The following is a 19,375-nucleotide window of genomic DNA, read 5'->3' as shown; positions in this document are numbered from 1 at the left end:
ATGTTCGACGGTGACAGCCTGCGCAGCGAGTACGCGCGGGTGCACTCCGCCTTCTCGCAGATGGGCAACGAGGAGATCCGCTCGCGCGCCGACTCGCTCGCGTCGGCCTACCTCGACCAGGGCGTCACGTTCGGCGTCGGGGGCGAGGAGCGGCCGTTCCCGCTCGACATCGTCCCCCGGATCATCGAGGCGGCCGACTGGGCGCACGTCGACACGGGCGTGCGGCAGCGGGTCAAGGCGCTCGAGGCGTTCCTGGCCGACGTCTACGGCCCGGGCGAGGTGTTCACCGACGGCGTCGTCCCCCGCGAGACGGTGCTGACGTCGCCGCACTACCACCGCGTCGTGGCCGGGCTGGAGCCTCCCAACGGGGTGCGGGTGCACATCTCCGGCATCGACCTCATCCGCGACGGCGACGGCCGGTTCCGGGTGCTGGAGGACAACTGCCGCGTCCCGTCGGGCGTCTCCTACGTGATGACGAACCGGCCGGCCATGTCCGCCGCGCTGCCGGAGGTCTTCGCCGACCACCGCATCCGGCCAGTGCAGCAGTACTCGCGCAACCTGCTCGCCGCGCTGCGGGCGTCGGCACCGTCGGGCGTGAGCGACCCGAACGTCGTGGTGCTCACCCCGGGCGTCTACAACTCCGCCTACTTCGAGCACACCCTGCTCGCGCGCACGATGGGCGTCGAGCTGGTCGAGGGTCGCGACCTGGTCTGCCAGCAGGGTCGCGTGTCCATGCGCACCACCCGCGGGCTGGAGCCGGTGCACGTCATTTACCGGCGCATCGACGACGAGTTCCTCGACCCGATGCAGTTCGTCCCCGAGTCGGTGCTCGGCGTCCCCGGCCTCGTGAACGCGGCCCGCGCGGGCAACGTGACGATCGCCAACGCCGTGGGCAACGGCGTGGCCGACGACAAGCTGATCTACACGTACGTCCCCGACCTCATCCGCTACTACCTGGGCGAGGACCCCATCCTCTCCAACGTCGACACCTGGCGCCTGGGCGACGTCGACCAGCGCGAGGAGGTCCTCGACCGGCTCGGCGAGCTGGTGCTCAAGCCGGTGGACGGCTCCGGCGGCAAGGGCATCGTCATCGGTCCGGCGGCGTCGGCCGAGGAGCTCGACGAGCTGCGCGGCAAGATCCACGCGGACCCGCGCGCGTGGATCGCCCAGCCGGTCGTGTCGCTGTCCACCGTCCCGACGCTCGTGGAGCAGGGCATCCGGCCACGGCACGTCGACCTGCGTCCGTTCGCGGTGAACGACGGCGACGACGTGTACGTGCTGCCCGGCGGCCTCACGCGCGTGGCCCTGCCCGAGGGCGAGCTGATCGTGAACTCCTCGCGCGGCGGCGGCTCCAAGGACACGTGGGTGCTCGCCGACCCCTTCACCCCCGCCGACCCGAAGGACACGGTCGACGAGGACGACGACGTGCCGGACAAGAAGCCGAAGAGATCCGCCCAGACGCAGACCCAGGACGGGCAGACCCAGTCCCAGGGTGGCCAGTCCCAGATCGGTGGAGGTGCCTGATGCTGAGCCGCATCGCCGAGTCGTTGTTCTGGATCGGCCGCTACCTCGAGCGTGCCGATGACCCCCAGCGAGAGGTGGCGGGCGGATGCTGAGTCGTATCGCCGAGTCGTTGTTCTGGATCGGCCGCTACCTCGAGCGTGCCGATGACACAGCGCGCATCCTCGACGTCCAGCTGCAGGTGCTGGTCGAGGACCCGGCCATCGACGAGGCCGCGTCGTGCGAGCAGCTGCTGAGCGTCATGGGCGTCGAGGACTACGCCGGGTCGATCAACCGGTGGACGATCCTCGACCTGCTGGCGCACAACGTCGACTCGCCGAGCTCGATCGCCGCGGCGATCACCGCCGCGCGCGAGGGCGCCCGAGGTGCGCGCGAGACGTTGTCGACCGACATCTGGGCCTCGATCAACACCATGTGGCGCGGGCTGCCGTCGGCGCGCACGAAGCGTCCGCCGGACATGTTCGCGTGGGTGCGCAACCGCACGGCCATGATCAACGGCATCGCCGACGGCACCATGCCGCGCGACGAGGGTTGGAACTTTTTCGTGCTCGGCCGCAGCATCGAGCGGGTCGACATGACCGCTCGACTGCTGTCGACCGCGGCGCTCGCGTCGGACACCCAGGTCGCGTGGCCGACGACGTTGCGCGCGTGCGGGGCCTACGAGGCGTTCATCCGGGCGTACCGCGGTCTCGACGGCGACCGCCAGGCGGCGGAGTTCCTGCTGCTCGACCGCTGGTTCCCGCGGTCGGTGGTCTCGGCGCTCATGGAGGCCGAACGAGCGCTCAGCCGGCTCGAGGCGCGCGGCCAGCGGTCCGGCTTCGGCGACGAGGCGCAGCGTCTGCTCGGTCGGGCGCGCACCGAGCTGGAGTACCGGCCCCTGGCCGAGATCGTCGAGGCGATGCCGATCGAGATGGAGCGGCTCCAGCGCACCTGCGGAGCGGCCAGCGAGGCGGTCTCGGCGCGGTACTTCTCGCACTCGGAGAACCACGCGTGGACGGGCGGGGTGGCACTGTGAACGGCCAGCTCCAGTCCCAGACGCAGGGCGGCGGCTCGGGTCGGCCGATGCAGCTGCGCATCCGCCACGTCACCGGCTTCACGTACGACGAGGGCGCGGCGGCCTCCTACAACGAGGCGCGCCTGACGCCACTGACGACGCCCGACCAGTTCGTGCTGCGCTCCCGGATCGAGGTCACGCCCACGGCCTGGTCGCAGGAGTACCGCGACTACTGGGGCACCGTGGTCACGGCGTTCGAGGTGCACGAGCCGCACGACGCGCTCACGGTGGTCGCGACGTCGACGGTCGAGAGCACCCCGCACCCGGTCGACGAGCCGACGGTGGGGTGGGACGCCCTGCCGGCCGTGGCCGACGAGTGGTGCGAGTTCCTGGTGCTCGACGACTGGGTCCGGCCCGACGTCGCCCTCGAGTCGCAGCTCGACGACCTGCGGGCCGGCTCGGCCACGCCGGGCGAGTACGCGGCCGCGGTCTTCGGACTCGTGCACGGCCACCTGCGCTACCTGCCGGGTGCGACCGTCGTGTCCACCACGGCCGCCGAGGCCTGGCAGGCCGGTGCGGGCGTCTGCCAGGACCTCGCGCACGTGACGGTCGGCGCACTGCGACGGGCGGGCATCCCGGCCCGGTACGTGTCGGGCTACCTGCACCCCGCGTCCGAGCCGGTCGTGGGCGAGACGGTGCAGGGCGAGTCGCACGCGTGGATCGAGTACTGGGACGGCGACTGGCGCGGCTACGACCCGACCAACGCCGTGGTGCCCGGCGAGCGGCACGTGCTCGTGGCCCGCGGACGCGACTACTCCGACAGCACCCCGCTGCGCGGCATCTACTCCACCCAGGGGGAGTCCGAGCTGTTCGTCTCGGTCGAGATCACGCGCCTGCGTTGAGCCGCGGGCGTACGTTCGGCCCATGGCACTCCTGCACGGCGGCTCCCAGATCCGTCCGACCAAGCCCGAGGTCCTCGCGACCTACCTCGCGGACCGACCCTGGGCGAGCGACGGCGAGATCGAGGTCCTCGGCGCCTACCGGCTGGAGGATCCCGACGGTGAGGTCGGCCTCGAGACGCACCTCGTCCGCACCGCCGACGGCACGGTCGTGCAGGTGCCGCTGACGTACCGGGGAGCGCCGCTGGCCGGTGCCGACCCGTACCTCGTGGCCACCATGGAGCACTCGGTGCTCGGCCCGCGCTGGGTGTACGACGGGTGCGGCGACCCCGTCCACGTGGCGGCGCTCGCGGCGTCCGTCCTCGCCGGTGGCACCCAGGCCGAGCTGGTGCGCGAGCTCCCGGACGGCTCGTCGAGCGTCGTCGACCCCTCGGTCCGGGTGCGTGGGACCGGCCACGAGGCCCACCCTGGGTCGGTGGGGCTGGTCGACGTGCGTGAGGAGCGTGACGTGACCGTCGTGGTCACGTCCGTCGGCGACCTGCTCGTGCGGCGGGTGCTCGACGAGGCCGTGCCCGAGGGCGGACCACTCCTCGAGGGCACGTGGCCGGGTGTGGTGCAGCCGGTCCCGCTCGTCGTGCTGCGCCCTCACTGATCGGTCTCGCCTGATCGTTGCCGCCCGACCGACCGGGACCTCGATCCGGGCTCGTCGGCGTCGGGGCTCAGACGCCGGTGTTGAGCGGGGTGGTCTCGGCTCCGGGCCGGTCCCGTCCGGGCATCGACGAGGCGGAGCCGGCGACCACCAGGAGCGCGGCGAGCGCGAGCGCAGCCGTGGACGAGCCGAGGTCGACCATCGAGTCGATCGCGTCGGGAGCGCCACCGACCGCGTTGTCGTGGCCGAACCCGCGCAGCCAGGCGAGCCACGCGACGATCGCACCCGCGGAGCCGACGGTGGTCAGGGCCACGGCGGCCGTGCGGGCCGACCGAGCCGCCGACGGCTGGGCGAGGACGGCGAGCATGGCCACGCCGATGAGGCCGACGCCCCACGGGGTCGGCAGCACCAGGAGCGGCGCCTTGCCCAGCGCTGCGGCGGCGACGAGCGCGACGGCGCAGACGCCCAGCACCACCCCGATCACCGTCCTCATGGGTCCAGGGTGACGGGTCGGGGACGATACGTCACGTCGAGTCGGAACCCGTTCCACCCGGCCGGTCCCTCCGTCTCGGACAGCTGCGGGGCATGCGGGACACCCCGAGTGCCCCGGAAGTGTCCGAGACGCAGGGACGGCGGTCAGCGGACCGGGTCGCGCAGCGCCACCCACGCGGCGACGCCGGCGCAGACCGTGAGGGCCGGCAGGAGCACCAGCTGGGTGACGGCGAGCGGATGGAACGCGGCGTGGGTGGCGAGCAGCCGCACGATCCAGGTCGCCGCGAACAGCGCGGTGGTCAGGTCGAGCCAGACGTAGCGAGGACGGTCCCCGAGCGGGACGCCCCGGGCCCGCAGCACCGCGTCGACCCGCGGTGCCGATCCACGCCCGGCCGCACCGAGCGCGACCGCCGCACCCGCAGCCGCCACCCACAAGGTCCAGGACCCGTCGAGCGAGGCGAACGCCGACCCGCAGGCGACCACGCACACCGCGAAGGCGCTCGCGGGCAGCACCGCGTCGCGTCGGCGCAGGAACGGTGCGGCTCGTCGCAGCTCCTCGTCGTCGAGATGTCGCGCGCGGTGGGCCAGCAGGGTGGGTTGAAGCACCTTCACCACCGCCAGGAAGGTCAGCGCACCGAGCACCGCGATCGCCACGACCATGCCCGCACCCTCCCACGGTCGGCTCGACGGGTGAGGAGTGGCGTGCCTCGGTAGCGTCGGGTCCATGACCGAGGAGCGCTACTGGGCCGACGCCGTGCCCGAGACCCACCGTCCGTACGTCGCCGCCGAGGACCGGTACACCCACCTCGACTACCGCCGGGTCGGCACGAGCGGCCTGCTGCTGCCGCCGATCTCGCTGGGGCTGTGGTGGAACTTCGGTGACGACCGGCCGTTCGCGACGCAGCGCGAGATCCTGCGGCACGCGTTCGACAAGGGCGTCACCCACTTCGACCTCGCCAACAACTACGGCCCGCCGTACGGCTCGGCGGAGGAGAACTTCGGGCGGATGATGCGCACCGACTTCAAGCCGTACCGCGACGAGCTGGTGCTCTCGAGCAAGGCCGGCTGGGACATGTGGCCGGGCCCCTACGGCAAGCTCGGGTCGCGCAAGTACCTGCTCAGCAGCCTCGACGCGTCGCTGGAGCGGATGAGCGTCGAGTACGTCGACATCTTCTACTCCCACCGCACCGACCCCGGCACGCCCGTCGCGGAGACGATCGGCGCGCTCGACACCGCGGTGCGCCAGGGCAAGGCGCTCTACGTCGGCATCTCGTCCTACTCGCCGGAGATGACCGCGGAGGCGGTCGCGGTGGCCCGCGACCTGGGAACGCCGCTGGTCATCCACCAGCCGTCGTACTCGATGCTCAACCGCTGGATCGAGTCCGGCAGCACCGATGCGCGCCCTGCCGGGTTCGGCGCGACCGGCGGCGCCGGGAGCGGGTCGAGCCTGCTGTCGGTCCTCGACGAGCACGGCATGGGCTCGATCGGCTTCACCCCGCTCGCGCAAGGCCTGCTCACGTCGAAGTACCTGGGCGACGAGCCGGCGGAGCGCTCGGGCGAGCGCGGCTCCTTCACCGACGACGTCGTCACGCCCGACATGGTCGAGCGTCTGCGCGGGCTGAACGCGATCGCCGAGGAGCGCGGCCAGACCCTCGCGCAGCTCGCGATCTCGTGGGTGCTGCGGCCCGGCGGCGTCACGTCGGCGCTCATCGGCGCCTCGTCGACCGAGCAGCTCGACGAGAACCTCGCCGCCGCGGCGAACGTCGACTTCAGCGACGAGGAGCTGTCACGCATCGACGACCTCGCCGGCAGCGTCGACGGCGTCAACATCTGGAGCGTCTCCAGCGACCTCTGACCCGTCTCGGTGATTCCCATCAGCTGATGGGAATCGCGAGCCCACCATGGTTCTCCCCCACCCACCTGCGGATGCATCCCGAGGTGAGTGGGGGAGAACGGTGGTGAGTGCGGGTCAGGCCCCCAGCCGGACGGCCCGGTCGGCGACGTCGGTCGGCACGACGTCGTGCGAGTCCGCGGCCGACACCGGGCTCGACGCGACGATCGACAGCGGCACGACGCCGGCCCACGCTCCGGCCTCGACGTCGGCGTCGTCGTCCACGGGGTCCCCGGTGCGCACCTTCACCGACGCCTCGCGCAGCGGGACGGCCAGCACGGCGGTGGCCGCGACCTCCTTGCGGGTGGGCCGGCGCAGGGTGGCCGACCGGCCGGGCACGACGTGGTCGACGGTCAGGTCGAGCGCGCGCGCCTTCTCGTCCGGGTCGTCCACGACCCGCGCCTCCCCCACCACCACCGCGGAGCGGTAGTTCATCGAGTGGTGGAAGCCGGAACGCGCGACGACGAGCCCGTCCAGCAGCGTCGCCGTGACGCAGACGGTGCGTCGGCCCGAGCGGGTCATCCAGCGCGCGGCGACCGAGCCGTGCACGTAGAGGGTGCCGTCGGCGTCGGGGCCCTCGGGATCGACCGCGATGGCGACCGGCAGGACCACGGGATGGTCGCCGACGTCGACGCCGAGGTGCGCGACGAGCGCCTCGTCGAGGATCGCGTGCAGCGCGGCACGGTCGGTGAGCCCACGCTCGCGCGAGCGACCAAGGGTCGTGCGCGGGGTGGGGGAGAGCGGTGACGTGTCGATCGCGGCCATGACCCCAGCGTGCCGACCAAGTGGTCCGACGTCGAGGGCCACTATCGTCGGCATCGTGCAGACCACTTCGCGCTCGCCCGCGCTGCCGGTGCACCTCGACCGGACCGCCGCCACGCCCCTGCCGGCGCAGCTCGCCGCCGACGTGCGGCGGCTCGTCGCGGCCGGGACGCTGCGGCGGGGCGTGCGGCTGCCGGCGAGTCGCGCCCTCGCCCTCGAGCTCGGGGTCTCCCGCTCGGTGGTCACGCAGGCGTACGAGCAGCTGGTCGCCGAGGGCTGGCTCGACGCGAGCCACGGCTCGGGCACCTTCGTCGCCGGGACGGCGACGGCCCACCCCTCGCCCGCCGTCGCTCAGCAGGCAGCGGCGACGACGGCGGACCCGCGCCTCGTACGGCTCGACACCGGCACGCCGTGGATCGATCCGCGCCACCGGGCCGGATGGAGCCGAGCCTGGCGCGACGTCGCCGCCGCCACCCCACCGGCGGGCTACGACGACCCCTGCGGCATCCCCGACCTGCGCGCCGCGATCGCCGAGCGGCTCGGCCGGCTCCGCGGCGTGGAGTGCGGGGCCGACGACGTCGTCGTCACGCAGGGCACCACCGACGGCCTGCGCGCCCTGCTCGAGGTGCTGCCCGCCGGCGCGGTCGCGGTCGAGGACCCCGGCTACCGGGCGGCGGTCGCCACGGTCCGTTCCGCGGGGCGGGCCGTGGTCGACGTGCCGGCCCGGGGAACCCCGACCGTGCCACCGGACGTCGTCGCGACCTACGTGACCCCCGCGCACCAGCACCCGCTCGGCCACGTGCTGCCCGCCGCCGACCGCGTGGCGCTGCTCGCGGCGGCGAGGGAGCGGGGCGCCGTGGTCGTCGAGGACGACTACGACTCCGAGTTCCGCTACGACGTCGCGCCCGTCCCCGCGCTCGCGTCGCTCGACCGCACCGGCGTCGCCTACCTCGGCACCGCCTCGAAGTCGGTCTCGCCGAGCCTGCGCCTCGGCTGGCTCGTCCCGCCCCCGCACCTGCTCGACGCCGTCCGCTCCGCTCGCGCGGTGCGGCACGAGGGCATCTCGTGGCCGGTCCAGCGCGCCTTCCTGTCGATGCTGCGCGACGGGTACGTCGACCGGGTGGTGCGCTCGGCCCGACGGGTCTACGCCGACCGGGCGCCGCGCGTCGCGGAGGTGCTCGCACCGCACGCCGAGCCCGCGGGTCCGAGTGCCGGCATGTACTCGACCTGGCTGCTCCCACCGGACCGGGCCGACGCCGCCGTCCGCTCGGCGGCACGCGCCGGGTTCGACGTCCCGCTGTTGTCCGACTACGCGCGCAGCTCCGGGCTCACCGGGCTGGTGGTCGGCTTCGGCGGCGTGGGCGACGTCGAGCTCGACGCCGCCCTGGGCGCCCTGGTCCGGGGTCTGGTCGACCGTCCGTCCCGACGTCGGTCCCACTGACGAGGCTGCACCCACGACACCCCTGGGGTTCACTGGGGACATGGCTGACGACGCCTCCACCATGCCGTTGCCCGGTGGCGGGCACGCCGACCCGCCGGACCGGCTCACGCCGTTCCAGCAGCGCGTCGCCGACGTGGTGGGCGCCCTGCCGCCCGGCGAGCTGCTGACCTACGGCGAGGTGGCCCTGGAGGCTGGTCACCCCGGGGCGGGCCAGGCGGTCGCGAACGTGCTGCGTCGCGTCCCGGGACTGCCCTGGTGGCGCGTCCTGCCCACGAACGGCCGGCTCTACCGCCAGCACCGCGAGGCAGCCACCCCGCTCCTGCAGGCGGAGGGGTACCGCGTCGACGACGAGGGGCGGGTGCGGCCGGACCGCGGCTGAGCCGGGGTCGACGTCAGCCGCGGCGGGCCGCCGCCAGCGCCTCGCGCCGCAGCTGCGCCGCGTCGTCGGGGCTCAGGTGCCGCACCGCCACGAGCCGCGCCGGTCCGACGGCGAGCGTGCCGTCGTCGAGCGGCTCGGACCGGATGCCCGCGTGCCCTCGCATGGCCTGGTGGGCCCCCGGCGCCAGCACGACGTCCATCCACGCGCAGGGGTTGGCCCGGGTGAGCGAGCGGAAGGTCAGGCGGGCCCCGCCGACCTCGAGCGTGAACTCGCTGTGCACCAGCGACTCGACGTCGAGCCCCCGGGTGAGCACGTTGCGACGCGTGAGGAACGGGTCGAGCCCGGAGGCATCGAGGTCGGCGCCCACCCGGGCGAGCTCCTCCACGGCCAGGAACGTGACGGCGGCGAAGCGGTGCCGGGTGCCGAAGTAGCGGTCGCCCACCAGACCCTTGCCGGCCCGCACCTGCACCGACGACACCCGCTCCGTGCCGCCGGTGGCCTCCGCGACGGACGGCCTCGGCCCGTCGGAGGGGCGCCCGTCGTAGCGGTGACGTGGAGAGACGACGAGCCCGACGATCTCGAGGTCGACCGGCTCGAAGCCGGTGGGAAGCGCGTCCTGCACCCCGCCACGCTAGCGCCGACCCCCACCATCCGGCGTCGTGACGGGGTCCGGCGCGGATTTGGCCTGCGATCACCGGCACGGCTAGACTTCCGTGGTTGCCCGTTCTGGGCACACCTCCTGCTGCGGACCGTCCGTAGCCGTTCAGACCGAAGGAGGACGCACCTTGTCGTTGCGTCACTACGAAGTCATGGTCATCCTCGACCCCGATCTCGACGAGCGCACGGTCGCTCCGAGTCTCGACACCTACCTCAACGTCGTGAAGAACGACGGCGGCAGCGTGGAGAACGTCGACGTGTGGGGCAAGCGCCGCCTCGCGTACGAGATCGACAAGAAGAACGAGGGCATCTACGCCGTCATCGACTTGACCGCCACCCCCGACACGGTCAAGGAGCTCGACCGTCAGCTCGGGCTCAACGAGTCCGTCGTCCGCACGAAGGTCACCCGACCCGACGTGAAGTAAGGGCTCTCGAGCTCCCTGTGGACGACGGCACCGCCGTTGTCCGCGCCCTGGGGTTGACTGGCGTCGACCCCCACCCAGCACCGCAACCACAGCCACACCGAAAGGCTGGTCCCATGGCAGGCGAGACCGTCATCACCGTCGTCGGCAACATCACCGACGATCCCGAGCTGAAGTTCACCCCGTCCGGCGCGGCGGTCGCGAACTTCACCGTCGCCTCGACGCCCCGGTCCTTCGACCGGCAGTCGAACGAGTGGAAGGACGGCAACCCGCTGTTCATCCGCTGCTCGGTGTGGCGGCAGATGGCCGAGAACGTCGCCGAGTCGCTGCAGAAGGGCCAGCACGTCATCGTGCACGGCGCCCTGAACGTGCGTCAGTACGAGCGGCAGGACGGCGGCCGGGGCACCAGCGTGGAGATGAACGTCTACGAGGTCGGAGCGTCCCTGCGCTTCGCCACGGCCAAGGTCACCAAGGCCTCCCGTGGCGGTGGCGGCGGTGGCGGCGGCGACTTCGGTGGCGGCTCCGGCGGTGGCGGTGGCTACGGCGGCGGACAGGGCGGCGGAAACGCCGGTGGCGGCAGCGCCAACCCCTGGTCCTCGCCGCAGGCTGCACCGCAGGGTGGGAACCACGCCTGGGGCGGCGGCGGCGCCGCCGCCGAAGAGCCCCCGTTCTGAGTCACACACCCCGTTCTTAGATTCACAGTTCAAGGAGAACCATGGCGAAGCCAGTCATCCGGAAGCCGAAGAAGAAGAGCAACCCGCTCGCGGCCGCCGGTGTCACCACGATCGACTACAAGGACACGGCGCTGCTGCGCAAGTTCATCTCGGACCGCGGCAAGATCCGCGCGCGCCGGGTGACCGGTGTGTCCGTGCAGGAGCAGCGTCAGATCGCCAAGGCGATCAAGAACGCCCGCGAGATGGCGCTCCTGCCCTACACGTCCAGCGGACGCTGAGAGAGGGCTGATCCGATGAAGCTCATCCTCACGCACGAGGTCACCAACCTCGGCGAGCCCGGCGACATCGTCGAGGTCAAGGACGGCTACGGCCGCAACTTCCTGCTCCCCCGCAACTACGCCATCCGGTGGAGCAAGGGCGCAGCCAAGCAGGTCGAGTCCATCAAGGCCGCGCGCGACTCGCGCGCCGTGCACGACCTCGAGGAGGCCCAGCAGATCAAGGGTCGCCTGGAGGCCGAGCCGGTCAACGTCCCGGTGCGCGCCGGCGAGAGCGGTCGCCTGTTCGGCGCCGTCACCGTCTCCGACATCGCCTCCGCCCTCGAGGCGGCCGGCGGCTCGGTCGACAAGCGTCGTATCGAGGTCGGCAACCCGATCAAGTCGCTCGGTGCCCACCAGGTCACCGTGCGCGTCCACCCCGAGGTGACCGCCGAGGTCCGCCTCAACGTGGTGGCCTCCAAGTAGTTCGACGTCGGGGTCCGGATCGGCAGCGCCGGTCCGGACCCCGTCCTCGTTCCACGAGCCCTCTCCTCATGTCGCAACGCCGAGCGCACCCGCGCCGCACGCGCACCGTCGCCGCCGTGGCAGGTTCGATCCTGCTGGTCGGCGGCTGCTCGTGGTTCTCCGGCGACACCGAGCAGCCCGGTGGCGCGGCCACGCAGCAGGCCGCTGACACCCGCACGGCGTGGGAGCGCGCCGACGTCGCCGACGTCGAGCCCGGCGGCACCCTGCGGCTGGCCGTCGCGGAGCAGCCCACGAACTTCAACCCCGCCCACGCCGACGCCGCCGGCAGCGAGGTCGAGCGCCTGCTGGGACCCACCAGCGGCAACGCCGTCCGCATCACCGCCGACGGCGGCTGGGAGGTCGACCCCGACTACGCGCGCGACGTCGAGGTCGTCGACGAGGATCCCTTCACGGTCCGGGTCCGGCTCAACCCCGACGCCGTGTGGCAGGGCGGCACCGCCATCACGGCCCGCGACATGACGGCCTACTGGAAGGCCCTGCGCGGCAGCGACGACGCCTACCAGGTCGCGAGCAGCGACGGCTGGGACGACATCGAGGACGTCACCACCGACGACGACCCGTATGAGTACGAGGTCGAGTTCGAGGACCGCCGGCCCGACTGGCCGCTGTTCGTCTACCCGCGCCTGCCCGCCAACGCCTCGTCGAAGCCCACGATGTTCAACACCGGCTTCGTCGACCGGCCCATCTCGTCCAACGGTCCGTTCGTGGTCACCTCCGTCGACGAGTCCACCGGCACCATCACGCAGGAGCGCAACCCGCGTTGGTGGGGCCAGAAGCCTCGGCTGTCGAAGGTCGTGTGGCGGGTGGCCCAGCCCGCGGTGCAGGCGGCAGCGTTCGACGCCGACGAGCTCGACGTCGCGACCCTCGACGCCGAGGGCTACGACCAGGTCGACGAGGACCGGGTGCAGCACGCCGGTGGCTCGCAGTGGTCGCACCTGACCGTCAACGCCGGTCGCGGGGCGCTGCGCGACGTCGAGGTGCGCCGGGCCGTGGCGGCTGCCCTGGACCGCGAGGCGCTGGCCGCGGCCGTGGCCACCCCGGTCGGGGCCGAGCCCAGCACCGCCGACAGCGTGCTGGTCCTGCCCGGGCAGGCGGGGTACGACGAGGTCGCCGAGCCACGGAAGCGCGACCTCGCCGAGGCCCGGTCGCTGCTCGAGAAGGCCGGCTACGAGGTCTCCGGCGGCGAAGCACCGAAGGCCACGAAGGACGGCGACCAGCTCACGCTGACCCTCCCCGTGGTGGGTGGCTCACCGTCCATCGCCGCCCGGGCCAAGAGCATCGCCGCGCAGCTGGCCGAGGTCGGCATCGCCGTCGAGGTGCGGTCGGTCGAGCCCGACGCCTTCACCGCCGACGTTCTCGTGCCGCTCGACTTCGACCTGCTCACCTTCAGCTGGGGACCGTCGCTGCTCGGTGCCGAGGCCGCCCGCGACCGGTTCCGCCCGATCACCTCCACCTCCAACTTCACGGGCGTCTCGTCGCCCGCGAAGCCGTGGAACGTCGCCCGCGACGCCGACGACGAGGACGCGCTCGTCGACGCCCTGCGCGACCTCGAGGCCGACCTGCGCAAGGACGCGGTCGTGGTGCCGCTGGCGGTCACGCCGTCGGTGGTCGCCGTGCGCGAGGGCGTGGTGAACGTCGGCGCCACCTCCTTCGAGCAGCCGCAGTGGACCACCGTGGGCTTCCGGGCCGGCGACTGACCCGCACCGCCTAAGGTGTCGGCGTGCCGAAGCTGAGACGGACCACGACCACCCACCTCGCGGTGCTCCGCGAGCTGGAGGTCGTCCGCGTCCACGACGTGACGCCGGGGATGCGTCGGCTCACGCTGGCCGGTCCGGCGCTCGGGGAACGGGACGTCGAGGGACCGGGCGGGCAGCCGGTGACGCTGCCTGCTTTCACGTCACCCGGCTTCGACGACCACGTGAAGGTGTTCGTGCCGCCGTCGGGTGCCGAGCGTCCCGTCCTCCCGCGGCAGCGGCCCGACGGGCTCGACTTCACGACCGAGGGCGTGCGTCCGCTCGGCAAGGACTACACGCCCCGGCGGGTGACGCCCGACGAGGTCGAGCTCGACTTCGTGCGCCACGGCCACGGGCAGGCGGCCGGCTGGGCCGAGCGGGTGCGTCCGGGCGACCCGGCGTGGATCGCCGGGCCCACCATCGGCCAGGCGTTCCCGCACGACGTGGACGCGTTCGTGGTCGCCGGCGACGAGACCGCCCTGCCGGCGATCGGACGGTTCCTGGAGGAGCTGCCGCCGGGGGTGCCCGCCCAGGTGGTGGTGGAGGTCGCGGGACCGCAGGACGAGCAGGAGCTGGTCACCGGTCAGGGCGTCGACGTCACGTGGCTGCACCGCGGCGCGGGTGCGGAGCCGGGCACCACGACGCTCCTGGCCGACGCCGTGCGCGCCCTCCCGTGGCCGGCCGGGGACGTGTACGCCTGGATGGCCGGTGAGTCCACCGCCGCGCGCGACGTGCGCACGCACTGGCGCTCCGACCGCCGCGTCCCCCGCGACTGCCTCGACGTCTCCGGCTACTGGCGCCGCTGAGACCTCCCGGCGCGAGGACTCAGGCCCCCAGGACCAGCCAGGCGTCACCACGCTGCCGGAGCCACAGGGTGACGAGCCGGGCCAGCTGGAACACGCCGTAGGCCGCCCACAGCCAGGCCAGCCCGGCGCCGAGCGACCCGGCGAGCAGGGCGAGCGGGGCGTACGCGACCAGCACGGCGAGGCCCGCCCAGGCGAGGTAGACCCCGTCGCCGGCGCCGATGAGCACGCCGTCGAGCACGAACACCACGCCGGAGATCGGCTGGACCAGGGCGACCACGACCAGCGCGGGCACGAGCGCGTCGTGGACGGTGGCGTCGGGGGTGAACCAGCCACCGATGAACGGCGCGAGCACGAGCAGCAGCACCGCCGCGACCACGCCGGTGCCGAGGCCCCAGACGATCATGCGCCGGGTCAGGGCACGGGTTCCCTCCGCGTCACCCGCGCCCAGGGTGCGGCCGGTGAGGGTCTGCCCCGCGATCGCGACGGCGTCCAGCGCGAAGGCGAGGAACGACACGAGCGACGTCGCGATCTGGTGCGCGGCCAGGGGTGCGTCACCGAAGGTCGCCGCGACGGCCGTGCCGAGCAGCAGGGCCGCGCGCAGCGTGGCCGTGCGGGCGAGCAGCGGGACGCCCTGACGGGCCGCGGCGACCACGCCCGCGACGTCGGGGCGTCCGGAGGAGCCGGCGGCCCGCGCGCGCCGCAGCACCACGGCGACGAGGCACAGCGCCGCGGCCCACTGGGCGATCGCGGTGCCGGCGGCCGAGCCACCGATGCCGAGGTCGAACCCGTGCACCAGCAGCAGGTTCAGCGCGATGTTCAGGAGGTTGGCGAGGATCGTCACGACGAGCGGCGTGCGCAGGTCGAGCACGCCGCGCAGGGCACCGGTGGCCGCGAGCACGAGCAGCATCGCCGGGACCGCGGGCGCGGACACGACCAGGTAGGTGACGGCGTGACCCTCCACCTCGGGCGAGCTGCCGAGGCCACGGGCGACGGGTCCGGCCGTCGCCGCGACCAGGGCGCCGAGCACCACCCCGAGTCCCACGGCCAGCCAGAGCCCACCGGCGGCACCGTCGTAGGCCGCACGTTCCTGCCCCGCGCCGTGCAGTCGACCGACGGTGGCGGTGCTGCCGTAGGCGAGGAACACGCAGAGCCCGACGACCGTGAGCAGCACGCTGGAGGCGACCGCCAGACCACCCAGCTCGGAGGTGCCGAGCCGACCGACGATCGCCGTGTCGGCGAGCAGCATGAGGGGTTCGCTGACGAGCGCGAAGAACGCGGGCACGGCGACCGCGACGATGCGCCGATCTTGTTCACCAAACTTGTTCACTCAGCGTCCTCAGCCTGTGGATTTCGTGGGGAGGACGGGGTTCTGTCGACATGTCGATGCGACGCGCGGGTGGATGGAACATGGCGGGAAAGTATTCCGGCTCCACACTGTGTGCATCGCGTCTGCGCAGGTCAGAGGCCTGATGCTCATGCTTTTCCCCCACTTCTCCACAGTGTCGTCCACTGGCTGTGCACAGCGTGTGCGGCGTTTTCCACACTCTCCCCAGGGTTGTCCCCAGCCGCTGTGCAGCGCGCGCTTTGATCCGACCCCGTCGGGCACCTAGTCTGACGCGTCGGCAGACGTGCCGAGGGAGGGACCCGCCCGGCCGGTGAGGCTGTGCGCCATCACCAGGGGCGGCGGTGTCCGAGGTCCGACCTACCGTGGGGTGGGCGAAGAGAGGAAGGATGCCGGTGACTGTCGCCGACCTGCACGCGATGGGGCCTGAGCCCGACGACGTCCCCGCCGGACGCGTCCCGCCGCAGGACCTCCCGGCCGAGCAGAGCGTCCTGGGCGCCATGCTGCTCAGCAAGATGGCGATCGACCCGGCGGCCGACCTCCTCGAGGGCCGCGACTTCTACCGCCCCGCCCACGAGGCCATCTTCGAGACGATCGTCGACCTCGCCCAGCGCGGCGAGCCCGCCGACGCCATCACGGTCTCCGCCGAGCTGCAGCGCCGCGGCGACCTCACCCGCGTGGGCGGCGCCCCGTACCTGCACACCCTCGTGGCCGGTGTGCCCATCGCCTCCAACGTCGACTACTACGCCGAGATCGTCCGCGAGAAGGCCATCCTGCGCCGCCTCATCGAGGTCGGCCAGAAGATCGCCGGGCTCGGCTGGGCCGAGACCGGCGAGATCGCCGAGATCGTCGACCGCGCCCAGGCCGAGGTGCTCGACGTCGACGGCAGCAGCGGCACCGACGACTACCGGGTCATCTCCGAGCTGATGGCGCAGACCATCCAGGAGATCGACGACATCCAGAGCCGCGACGGCGACATGGCCGGCCTGGAGTCGGGGTTCCCCGACCTCGACAAGCTCACCACCGGCTTCCGTGGCGGCCAGATGATCGTCGTCGCCGCCCGGCCCGGCGTCGGCAAGAGCACCCTCGGGCTCGACTTCTGCCGCGCCGCCTCCATCAAGAACAACGTCCCGTCGGCCATCTTCAGCCTGGAGATGTCGGGCGCCGAGATCGCCATGCGTCTGCTCTCGGCCGAGGCCAAGGTGGCCATCCACCACATGCGCGGCGGCGGCATGACCGACCGCGACTGGGACTCGGTCAGCCGAGTCATGCCGCGGGTGCAGGGTGCGCCGATCACCATCGACGACTCGCCCAACATGACGATGCCCGAGATCCGGTCGAAGGCCCGGCGCATCCAGAAGGCGGCCGACGGCAAGCTGGGGCTCATCGTCATCGACTACCTGCAGCTCATGACGTCGGGCAAGAAGGTCGAGAACCGCCAGGTCGAGGTCTCGGAGTTCAGCCGCCAGATCAAGCTGCTGGCCAAGGAGATCAACGTCCCGGTGATCGCCATCAGCCAGCTGAACCGTGGCTCGGAGCAGCGCACCGACAAGACCCCGCAGATCTCCGACCTGCGCGAGTCCGGCTCGATCGAGCAGGACGCCGACATGGTCTTCCTCATCAACCGGCCCGACGCCACGAGCGCGGGCGAGTCCGAGCGGCCCGGCGAGGCCGACATCATCGTGGCCAAGAACCGTTCCGGACCGACCAACAAGGTCGCCGTCAGCTTCCAGGGCCACTACTCACGCTTCACCCCCATGGCTCGCGACGCCGAGCCGTCGCCCGGTGCTGCCGCAGGCGAGTTCTACGGCGGCTGACCTGACGGCCCCGGCAGGTGTCGCGGAGCTGGCCGGCGCGCTGCGTCGAGCCTGGGGACCGGACACCTGCGCCCCGGAGGACCGGTCGGCGTGGCACCCGGGCAACCCCGCGCGGGGCCAGTGCATCACCACGGTCCTGGTGGTCCACGACCACCTGGGCGGCGAGCTGGTCAGGGGCGAGGTGCACGTCGACGGCGAGCGCGTCGACTTCCACTGGTGGAACCGTCTGCCCGACGGCTCCGAGGTCGACCTCACGCGCGAGCAGTTCTCGCCCCACGAGATCGTCTCCGGTGGCACCACGGTCGCGCGCCCGGCCGATCCCGGGCGGGTGGCGCCTCAGTACGCCGTGCTCGTGCAGCGGCTGGCCGAGCTCAGCGCGACGTGACGGGCACGGCGGCCGGCGACGCGTCGGCCGGCTCGTCGGTGAGGTCGGTGGAGTCCTCGACCGCCTCCTGGTCGACGGCGCGGATGTCGGGGATGCGGAGCGAGGCCAGGGCGGCCACGAACATCGCACCGGCGAGCACCAGGAAGCCGACGGTGTAGCCGCGTTCGAGCGGGAACCCGCCGACGCCGGTGCTGCTCGTCACGATGGCTGCCATGACGGCGGACCCGATGGATCCGCCGATCGTGCGGATGTTGGCGTTCATGCCGCTCGCCACCCCGGTCTGGTGCGCCGGGACCGACGCGATCACGACGTTGGCCAGGCTCGAGAACACCAGACCGCCACCGATGCCCTGCACGGTGATCGCCGCGTAGAGCTGCCAGGTCTGGTCGTGGAACAGGGCGATGGACGCGAACGCGAGGCCGTTGAGCAGCGTGCCGGTGAGGATCACGGTCCTGGCCCCGAGGCGGGCGACGAGCTGGGCCGTGACGAACCCGACGAGGAACGACGCGAGCGCCGACGGTGCGATGAGCCGACCCGACTCGGTGGTCGTGGCGCCGAACCCGTACCCGGCCTCCGTGGGGGTCTGCAGCAGCTGCGGGAGGAAGCCGAAGGCCGCGAACATGCCGAAGCCGACGCCGGCCGCGACCAGGTTGGCGGTCCAGACACCGCGCCGGCGCATCATCGCCATGTCGATGAGCGGCACGTCGGCGCGCAGCTCGACCACGACCCACACGACGAACAGGACCACGGCCAGCGCCGGGAGGACGAGCACGGGCCAGGACGTCCAGCCCCACACGTTCCCCTGGCTGACCGGCAGCAGCAGGCAGACGAGCCAGGCGGCGAGCAGCACGGCTGGAGTCGCCGGGATGCCACCGGGGGTGAGGACCGGTGACTCCGGCACGAGGAACGCCGCCCCGAGCGCCGCGATCGCGGTCGCGATCATGGGCAGCCAGAACAGCCACGCGTAGCCGAGCACCTCGACGATCGGGCCGCCGAGCACGATGCCGACGCCGAAGCCCACGGCGGCCAGGGAGGCGATGATGCTGAGGGCGCGCCCGCGGCGCTGGTCGTCGAACTCGTCGCGGATGATGCCGAACGAGAGCGGCAGCACGCCGCCGCCGAGTCCCTGCACCACGCGGGCCACGAGCAGCCAGCCGATGCTGGGCGCGAGCGCCGCCATGAGCGAGCCGATCGCCAGCGCCACGAGGACGATGACCATCATCCGCTTCTTGCCGTACGCGTCGCCGATGCGGCCGAGCAGCGGCGTGCAGACCGACGCGGACAGCAGGTAGGCGGTGAGCACCCACGTGCTGGTGCTCTGGGTGGTGTCGAAGTGGTCCTGGATCAGCGGCAGGACCGGGATGATGAGCGACTGCAGGAGCGTGAACGACGCGACGGCGAGGGTGAGGACGGTGAACGTGACGAGCTGACGTCGGCGCGGCGTCGTCACGGGCGGGTCCTCCGGGTCTTCAGGTGGCGTCGGGAGTGGTTGCGGATCGCAACCCTGCGAGGCTACCGGGCGCGTGGTGACCGGTGCAGGGCGACGGGGCGCGGGGTGGGAGGGCACCGGGCGCCAGGGCGGCGACAGCAGCCCGACCGGCGGGTCTGGCACCATGGTCGCCATGGGAACCCTGATCGGAGCGGCCATGGTGGCCGCCACCCGCACGGTCCGCGAGCGCCGCGCCTGACGGCGCCGCTGCTCGACACCGTC

General features: G+C 72.7%; 23 protein-coding genes. 17 read left to right on the top strand and 6 right to left on the bottom strand.

Annotation, left to right across the window (positions count from 1 at the left end):
* The 5 genes from RQG84_RS04520 to RQG84_RS04500 are packed head-to-tail and all read left to right on the top strand — an operon-like array spanning nucleotide 1 to nucleotide 4,066.
* Nucleotides 1-1,524, top strand: a complete 1,524-nt coding sequence (locus tag RQG84_RS04520; protein ID WP_396135239.1) for a circularly permuted type 2 ATP-grasp protein — start codon at nucleotides 1-3, stop codon at nucleotides 1,522-1,524.
* Nucleotides 1,524-1,616 (top strand): alpha-E domain-containing protein, encoded by a 93-nt coding sequence (locus RQG84_RS04515; RefSeq protein ID WP_082495336.1) that lies wholly within the window; start codon nucleotides 1,524-1,526, stop codon nucleotides 1,614-1,616. The genes RQG84_RS04520 and RQG84_RS04515 overlap by 1 nt, the downstream gene beginning before the upstream one ends.
* Nucleotides 1,610-2,536, top strand: a complete 927-nt coding sequence (locus RQG84_RS04510; protein WP_055962403.1) for an alpha-E domain-containing protein — start codon at nucleotides 1,610-1,612, stop codon at nucleotides 2,534-2,536. The genes RQG84_RS04515 and RQG84_RS04510 overlap by 7 nt, the downstream gene beginning before the upstream one ends.
* Before the next feature lie 47 nt (nucleotides 2,537-2,583).
* Nucleotides 2,584-3,417 carry a transglutaminase family protein gene (locus RQG84_RS04505; protein WP_311209045.1) on the top strand — a complete coding sequence of 278 codons (834 nt, stop codon included), beginning with the start codon at nucleotides 2,584-2,586 and terminating at the stop codon, nucleotides 3,415-3,417.
* A 22-nt stretch (nucleotides 3,418-3,439) separates the two neighbouring features.
* Nucleotides 3,440-4,066 carry a maltokinase N-terminal cap-like domain-containing protein gene (locus tag RQG84_RS04500; protein WP_311209044.1) on the top strand — a complete coding sequence of 209 codons (627 nt, stop codon included), beginning with the start codon at nucleotides 3,440-3,442 and terminating at the stop codon, nucleotides 4,064-4,066.
* Nucleotides 4,067-4,133: 67 nt separating this feature from the next.
* Here the strand turns inward: RQG84_RS04500 and RQG84_RS04495 are convergent, their stop codons facing one another.
* Nucleotides 4,134-4,556, bottom strand: a complete 423-nt coding sequence (locus tag RQG84_RS04495; protein WP_311209043.1) for a hypothetical protein — start codon at nucleotides 4,554-4,556, stop codon at nucleotides 4,134-4,136.
* A 143-nt stretch (nucleotides 4,557-4,699) separates the two neighbouring features.
* A complete protein-coding gene (locus RQG84_RS04490) occupies nucleotides 4,700-5,215 on the bottom strand; it encodes a hypothetical protein (protein ID WP_311209042.1) in 516 nt (171 codons plus the stop codon).
* A 64-nt stretch (nucleotides 5,216-5,279) separates the two neighbouring features.
* On the opposite strand from RQG84_RS04490, the gene RQG84_RS04485 reads away from it, so the two are divergent.
* Nucleotides 5,280-6,410 carry an aldo/keto reductase gene (locus RQG84_RS04485; RefSeq protein WP_056556894.1) on the top strand — a complete coding sequence of 377 codons (1,131 nt, stop codon included), beginning with the start codon at nucleotides 5,280-5,282 and terminating at the stop codon, nucleotides 6,408-6,410.
* Between the two features lie 114 nt (nucleotides 6,411-6,524).
* Here RQG84_RS04485 and RQG84_RS04480 read toward each other — a convergent pair whose 3' ends face one another.
* A complete protein-coding gene (locus RQG84_RS04480; protein ID WP_311209041.1) occupies nucleotides 6,525-7,211 on the bottom strand; it encodes a pyridoxamine 5'-phosphate oxidase family protein in 687 nt (228 codons plus the stop codon).
* Between the two features lie 55 nt (nucleotides 7,212-7,266).
* On the opposite strand from RQG84_RS04480, the gene RQG84_RS04475 reads away from it, so the two are divergent.
* Both RQG84_RS04475 and RQG84_RS04470 read left to right on the top strand, forming a co-directional pair.
* The gene (locus tag RQG84_RS04475; protein ID WP_311209040.1) at nucleotides 7,267-8,649 is read left to right on the top strand and encodes a PLP-dependent aminotransferase family protein; all 1,383 of its coding nucleotides are present in this window, start codon (nucleotides 7,267-7,269) and stop codon (nucleotides 8,647-8,649) included.
* Between the two features lie 40 nt (nucleotides 8,650-8,689).
* A complete protein-coding gene (locus tag RQG84_RS04470) occupies nucleotides 8,690-9,028 on the top strand; it encodes an MGMT family protein (RefSeq protein WP_311209039.1) in 339 nt (112 codons plus the stop codon).
* Between the two features lie 13 nt (nucleotides 9,029-9,041).
* Here the strand turns inward: RQG84_RS04470 and RQG84_RS04465 are convergent, their stop codons facing one another.
* Nucleotides 9,042-9,650 carry a molybdenum cofactor biosysynthesis protein gene (locus RQG84_RS04465; protein WP_311209038.1) on the bottom strand — a complete coding sequence of 203 codons (609 nt, stop codon included), beginning with the start codon at nucleotides 9,648-9,650 and terminating at the stop codon, nucleotides 9,042-9,044.
* A gap of 169 nt (nucleotides 9,651-9,819) precedes the next feature.
* Here RQG84_RS04465 and rpsF point away from each other — a divergent pair, with 169 nt between their 5' ends.
* The 6 genes from rpsF to RQG84_RS04435 all read left to right on the top strand — a co-directional run bounded on the left by rpsF (nucleotide 9,820) and on the right by RQG84_RS04435 (nucleotide 14,120).
* Complete coding sequence (rpsF, locus tag RQG84_RS04460; RefSeq protein ID WP_055962375.1) at nucleotides 9,820-10,110, top strand: 30S ribosomal protein S6; 291 nt, start codon at nucleotides 9,820-9,822, stop codon at nucleotides 10,108-10,110.
* A gap of 113 nt (nucleotides 10,111-10,223) precedes the next feature.
* Entirely contained in the window at nucleotides 10,224-10,781 is a 558-nt protein-coding gene (locus RQG84_RS04455; RefSeq protein ID WP_311209037.1) for a single-stranded DNA-binding protein, read from the top strand.
* Between the two features lie 41 nt (nucleotides 10,782-10,822).
* Nucleotides 10,823-11,059, top strand: coding sequence for a 30S ribosomal protein S18 (gene rpsR / locus RQG84_RS04450; RefSeq protein WP_055962368.1), 237 nt, complete (start codon nucleotides 10,823-10,825; stop codon nucleotides 11,057-11,059).
* Nucleotides 11,060-11,074: 15 nt separating this feature from the next.
* A complete protein-coding gene (gene rplI / locus RQG84_RS04445; RefSeq protein ID WP_055962365.1) occupies nucleotides 11,075-11,521 on the top strand; it encodes a 50S ribosomal protein L9 in 447 nt (148 codons plus the stop codon).
* Nucleotides 11,522-11,637: 116 nt separating this feature from the next.
* Nucleotides 11,638-13,278 (top strand): ABC transporter family substrate-binding protein, encoded by a 1,641-nt coding sequence (locus tag RQG84_RS04440; protein WP_311209036.1) that lies wholly within the window; start codon nucleotides 11,638-11,640, stop codon nucleotides 13,276-13,278.
* Between the two features lie 23 nt (nucleotides 13,279-13,301).
* On the top strand, nucleotides 13,302-14,120 hold the full coding sequence (locus RQG84_RS04435) for a siderophore-interacting protein (RefSeq protein ID WP_311209035.1): 819 nt from the start codon (nucleotides 13,302-13,304) through the stop codon (nucleotides 14,118-14,120).
* Nucleotides 14,121-14,139: 19 nt separating this feature from the next.
* Here RQG84_RS04435 and RQG84_RS04430 read toward each other — a convergent pair whose 3' ends face one another.
* On the bottom strand, nucleotides 14,140-15,447 hold the full coding sequence (locus RQG84_RS04430; RefSeq protein WP_311209034.1) for an MATE family efflux transporter: 1,308 nt from the start codon (nucleotides 15,445-15,447) through the stop codon (nucleotides 14,140-14,142).
* A gap of 434 nt (nucleotides 15,448-15,881) precedes the next feature.
* On the opposite strand from RQG84_RS04430, the gene dnaB reads away from it, so the two are divergent.
* Both dnaB and RQG84_RS04420 read left to right on the top strand, forming a co-directional pair.
* Nucleotides 15,882-17,279 (top strand): replicative DNA helicase, encoded by a 1,398-nt coding sequence (dnaB, locus tag RQG84_RS04425; protein WP_200931213.1) that lies wholly within the window; start codon nucleotides 15,882-15,884, stop codon nucleotides 17,277-17,279.
* Nucleotides 17,248-17,664: a hypothetical protein gene (locus RQG84_RS04420; protein ID WP_311209033.1), complete on the top strand. Its 417-nt coding sequence runs from the start codon at nucleotides 17,248-17,250 to the stop codon at nucleotides 17,662-17,664. Before dnaB ends, RQG84_RS04420 begins: the two co-directional genes overlap by 32 nt.
* On the opposite strand, the gene RQG84_RS04415 is transcribed toward RQG84_RS04420, so the two are convergent.
* On the bottom strand, nucleotides 17,651-19,114 hold the full coding sequence (locus tag RQG84_RS04415; RefSeq protein WP_311209032.1) for an MFS transporter: 1,464 nt from the start codon (nucleotides 19,112-19,114) through the stop codon (nucleotides 17,651-17,653). The genes RQG84_RS04420 and RQG84_RS04415 overlap by 14 nt on opposite strands.
* Before the next feature lie 73 nt (nucleotides 19,115-19,187).
* On the opposite strand from RQG84_RS04415, the gene RQG84_RS04410 reads away from it, so the two are divergent.
* Entirely contained in the window at nucleotides 19,188-19,352 is a 165-nt protein-coding gene (locus tag RQG84_RS04410) for a hypothetical protein (protein ID WP_311209031.1), read from the top strand.
* Nucleotides 19,353-19,375: the final 23 nt, after the last annotated feature.

Origin of the sequence: Aeromicrobium sp. WCS2018Hpa-31, assembly GCF_031843905.1 — a bacterium.
In the GTDB taxonomy this organism is placed as follows: domain Bacteria; phylum Actinomycetota; class Actinomycetes; order Propionibacteriales; family Nocardioidaceae; genus Aeromicrobium.
Note: the sequence above shows the minus strand (reverse complement) of the source record. Positions and strands in the feature narration are given on the sequence as shown.

Coding starts and splice junctions, on each gene's coding strand:
- RQG84_RS04500 (WP_311209044.1), top strand. CDS start 3,440: ATGGCACTCCTGCACGGCGGCTCCCAGATCCGTCCGACCAAGCCCGAG.
- RQG84_RS04455 (WP_311209037.1), top strand. CDS start 10,224: ATGGCAGGCGAGACCGTCATCACCGTCGTCGGCAACATCACCGACGAT.
- RQG84_RS04515 (WP_082495336.1), top strand. CDS start 1,524: ATGCTGAGCCGCATCGCCGAGTCGTTGTTCTGGATCGGCCGCTACCTC.
- rplI (WP_055962365.1), top strand. CDS start 11,075: ATGAAGCTCATCCTCACGCACGAGGTCACCAACCTCGGCGAGCCCGGC.
- RQG84_RS04490 (WP_311209042.1), bottom strand. CDS start 5,215: ATGGTCGTGGCGATCGCGGTGCTCGGTGCGCTGACCTTCCTGGCGGTG.
- RQG84_RS04495 (WP_311209043.1), bottom strand. CDS start 4,556: ATGAGGACGGTGATCGGGGTGGTGCTGGGCGTCTGCGCCGTCGCGCTC.
- RQG84_RS04510 (WP_055962403.1), top strand. CDS start 1,610: ATGCTGAGTCGTATCGCCGAGTCGTTGTTCTGGATCGGCCGCTACCTC.
- dnaB (WP_200931213.1), top strand. CDS start 15,882: ATGGGGCCTGAGCCCGACGACGTCCCCGCCGGACGCGTCCCGCCGCAG.
- RQG84_RS04480 (WP_311209041.1), bottom strand. CDS start 7,211: ATGGCCGCGATCGACACGTCACCGCTCTCCCCCACCCCGCGCACGACC.
- RQG84_RS04470 (WP_311209039.1), top strand. CDS start 8,690: ATGGCTGACGACGCCTCCACCATGCCGTTGCCCGGTGGCGGGCACGCC.
- RQG84_RS04505 (WP_311209045.1), top strand. CDS start 2,584: ATGCAGCTGCGCATCCGCCACGTCACCGGCTTCACGTACGACGAGGGC.
- RQG84_RS04485 (WP_056556894.1), top strand. CDS start 5,280: ATGACCGAGGAGCGCTACTGGGCCGACGCCGTGCCCGAGACCCACCGT.
- RQG84_RS04520 (WP_396135239.1), top strand. CDS start 1: ATGTTCGACGGTGACAGCCTGCGCAGCGAGTACGCGCGGGTGCACTCC.
- rpsR (WP_055962368.1), top strand. CDS start 10,823: ATGGCGAAGCCAGTCATCCGGAAGCCGAAGAAGAAGAGCAACCCGCTC.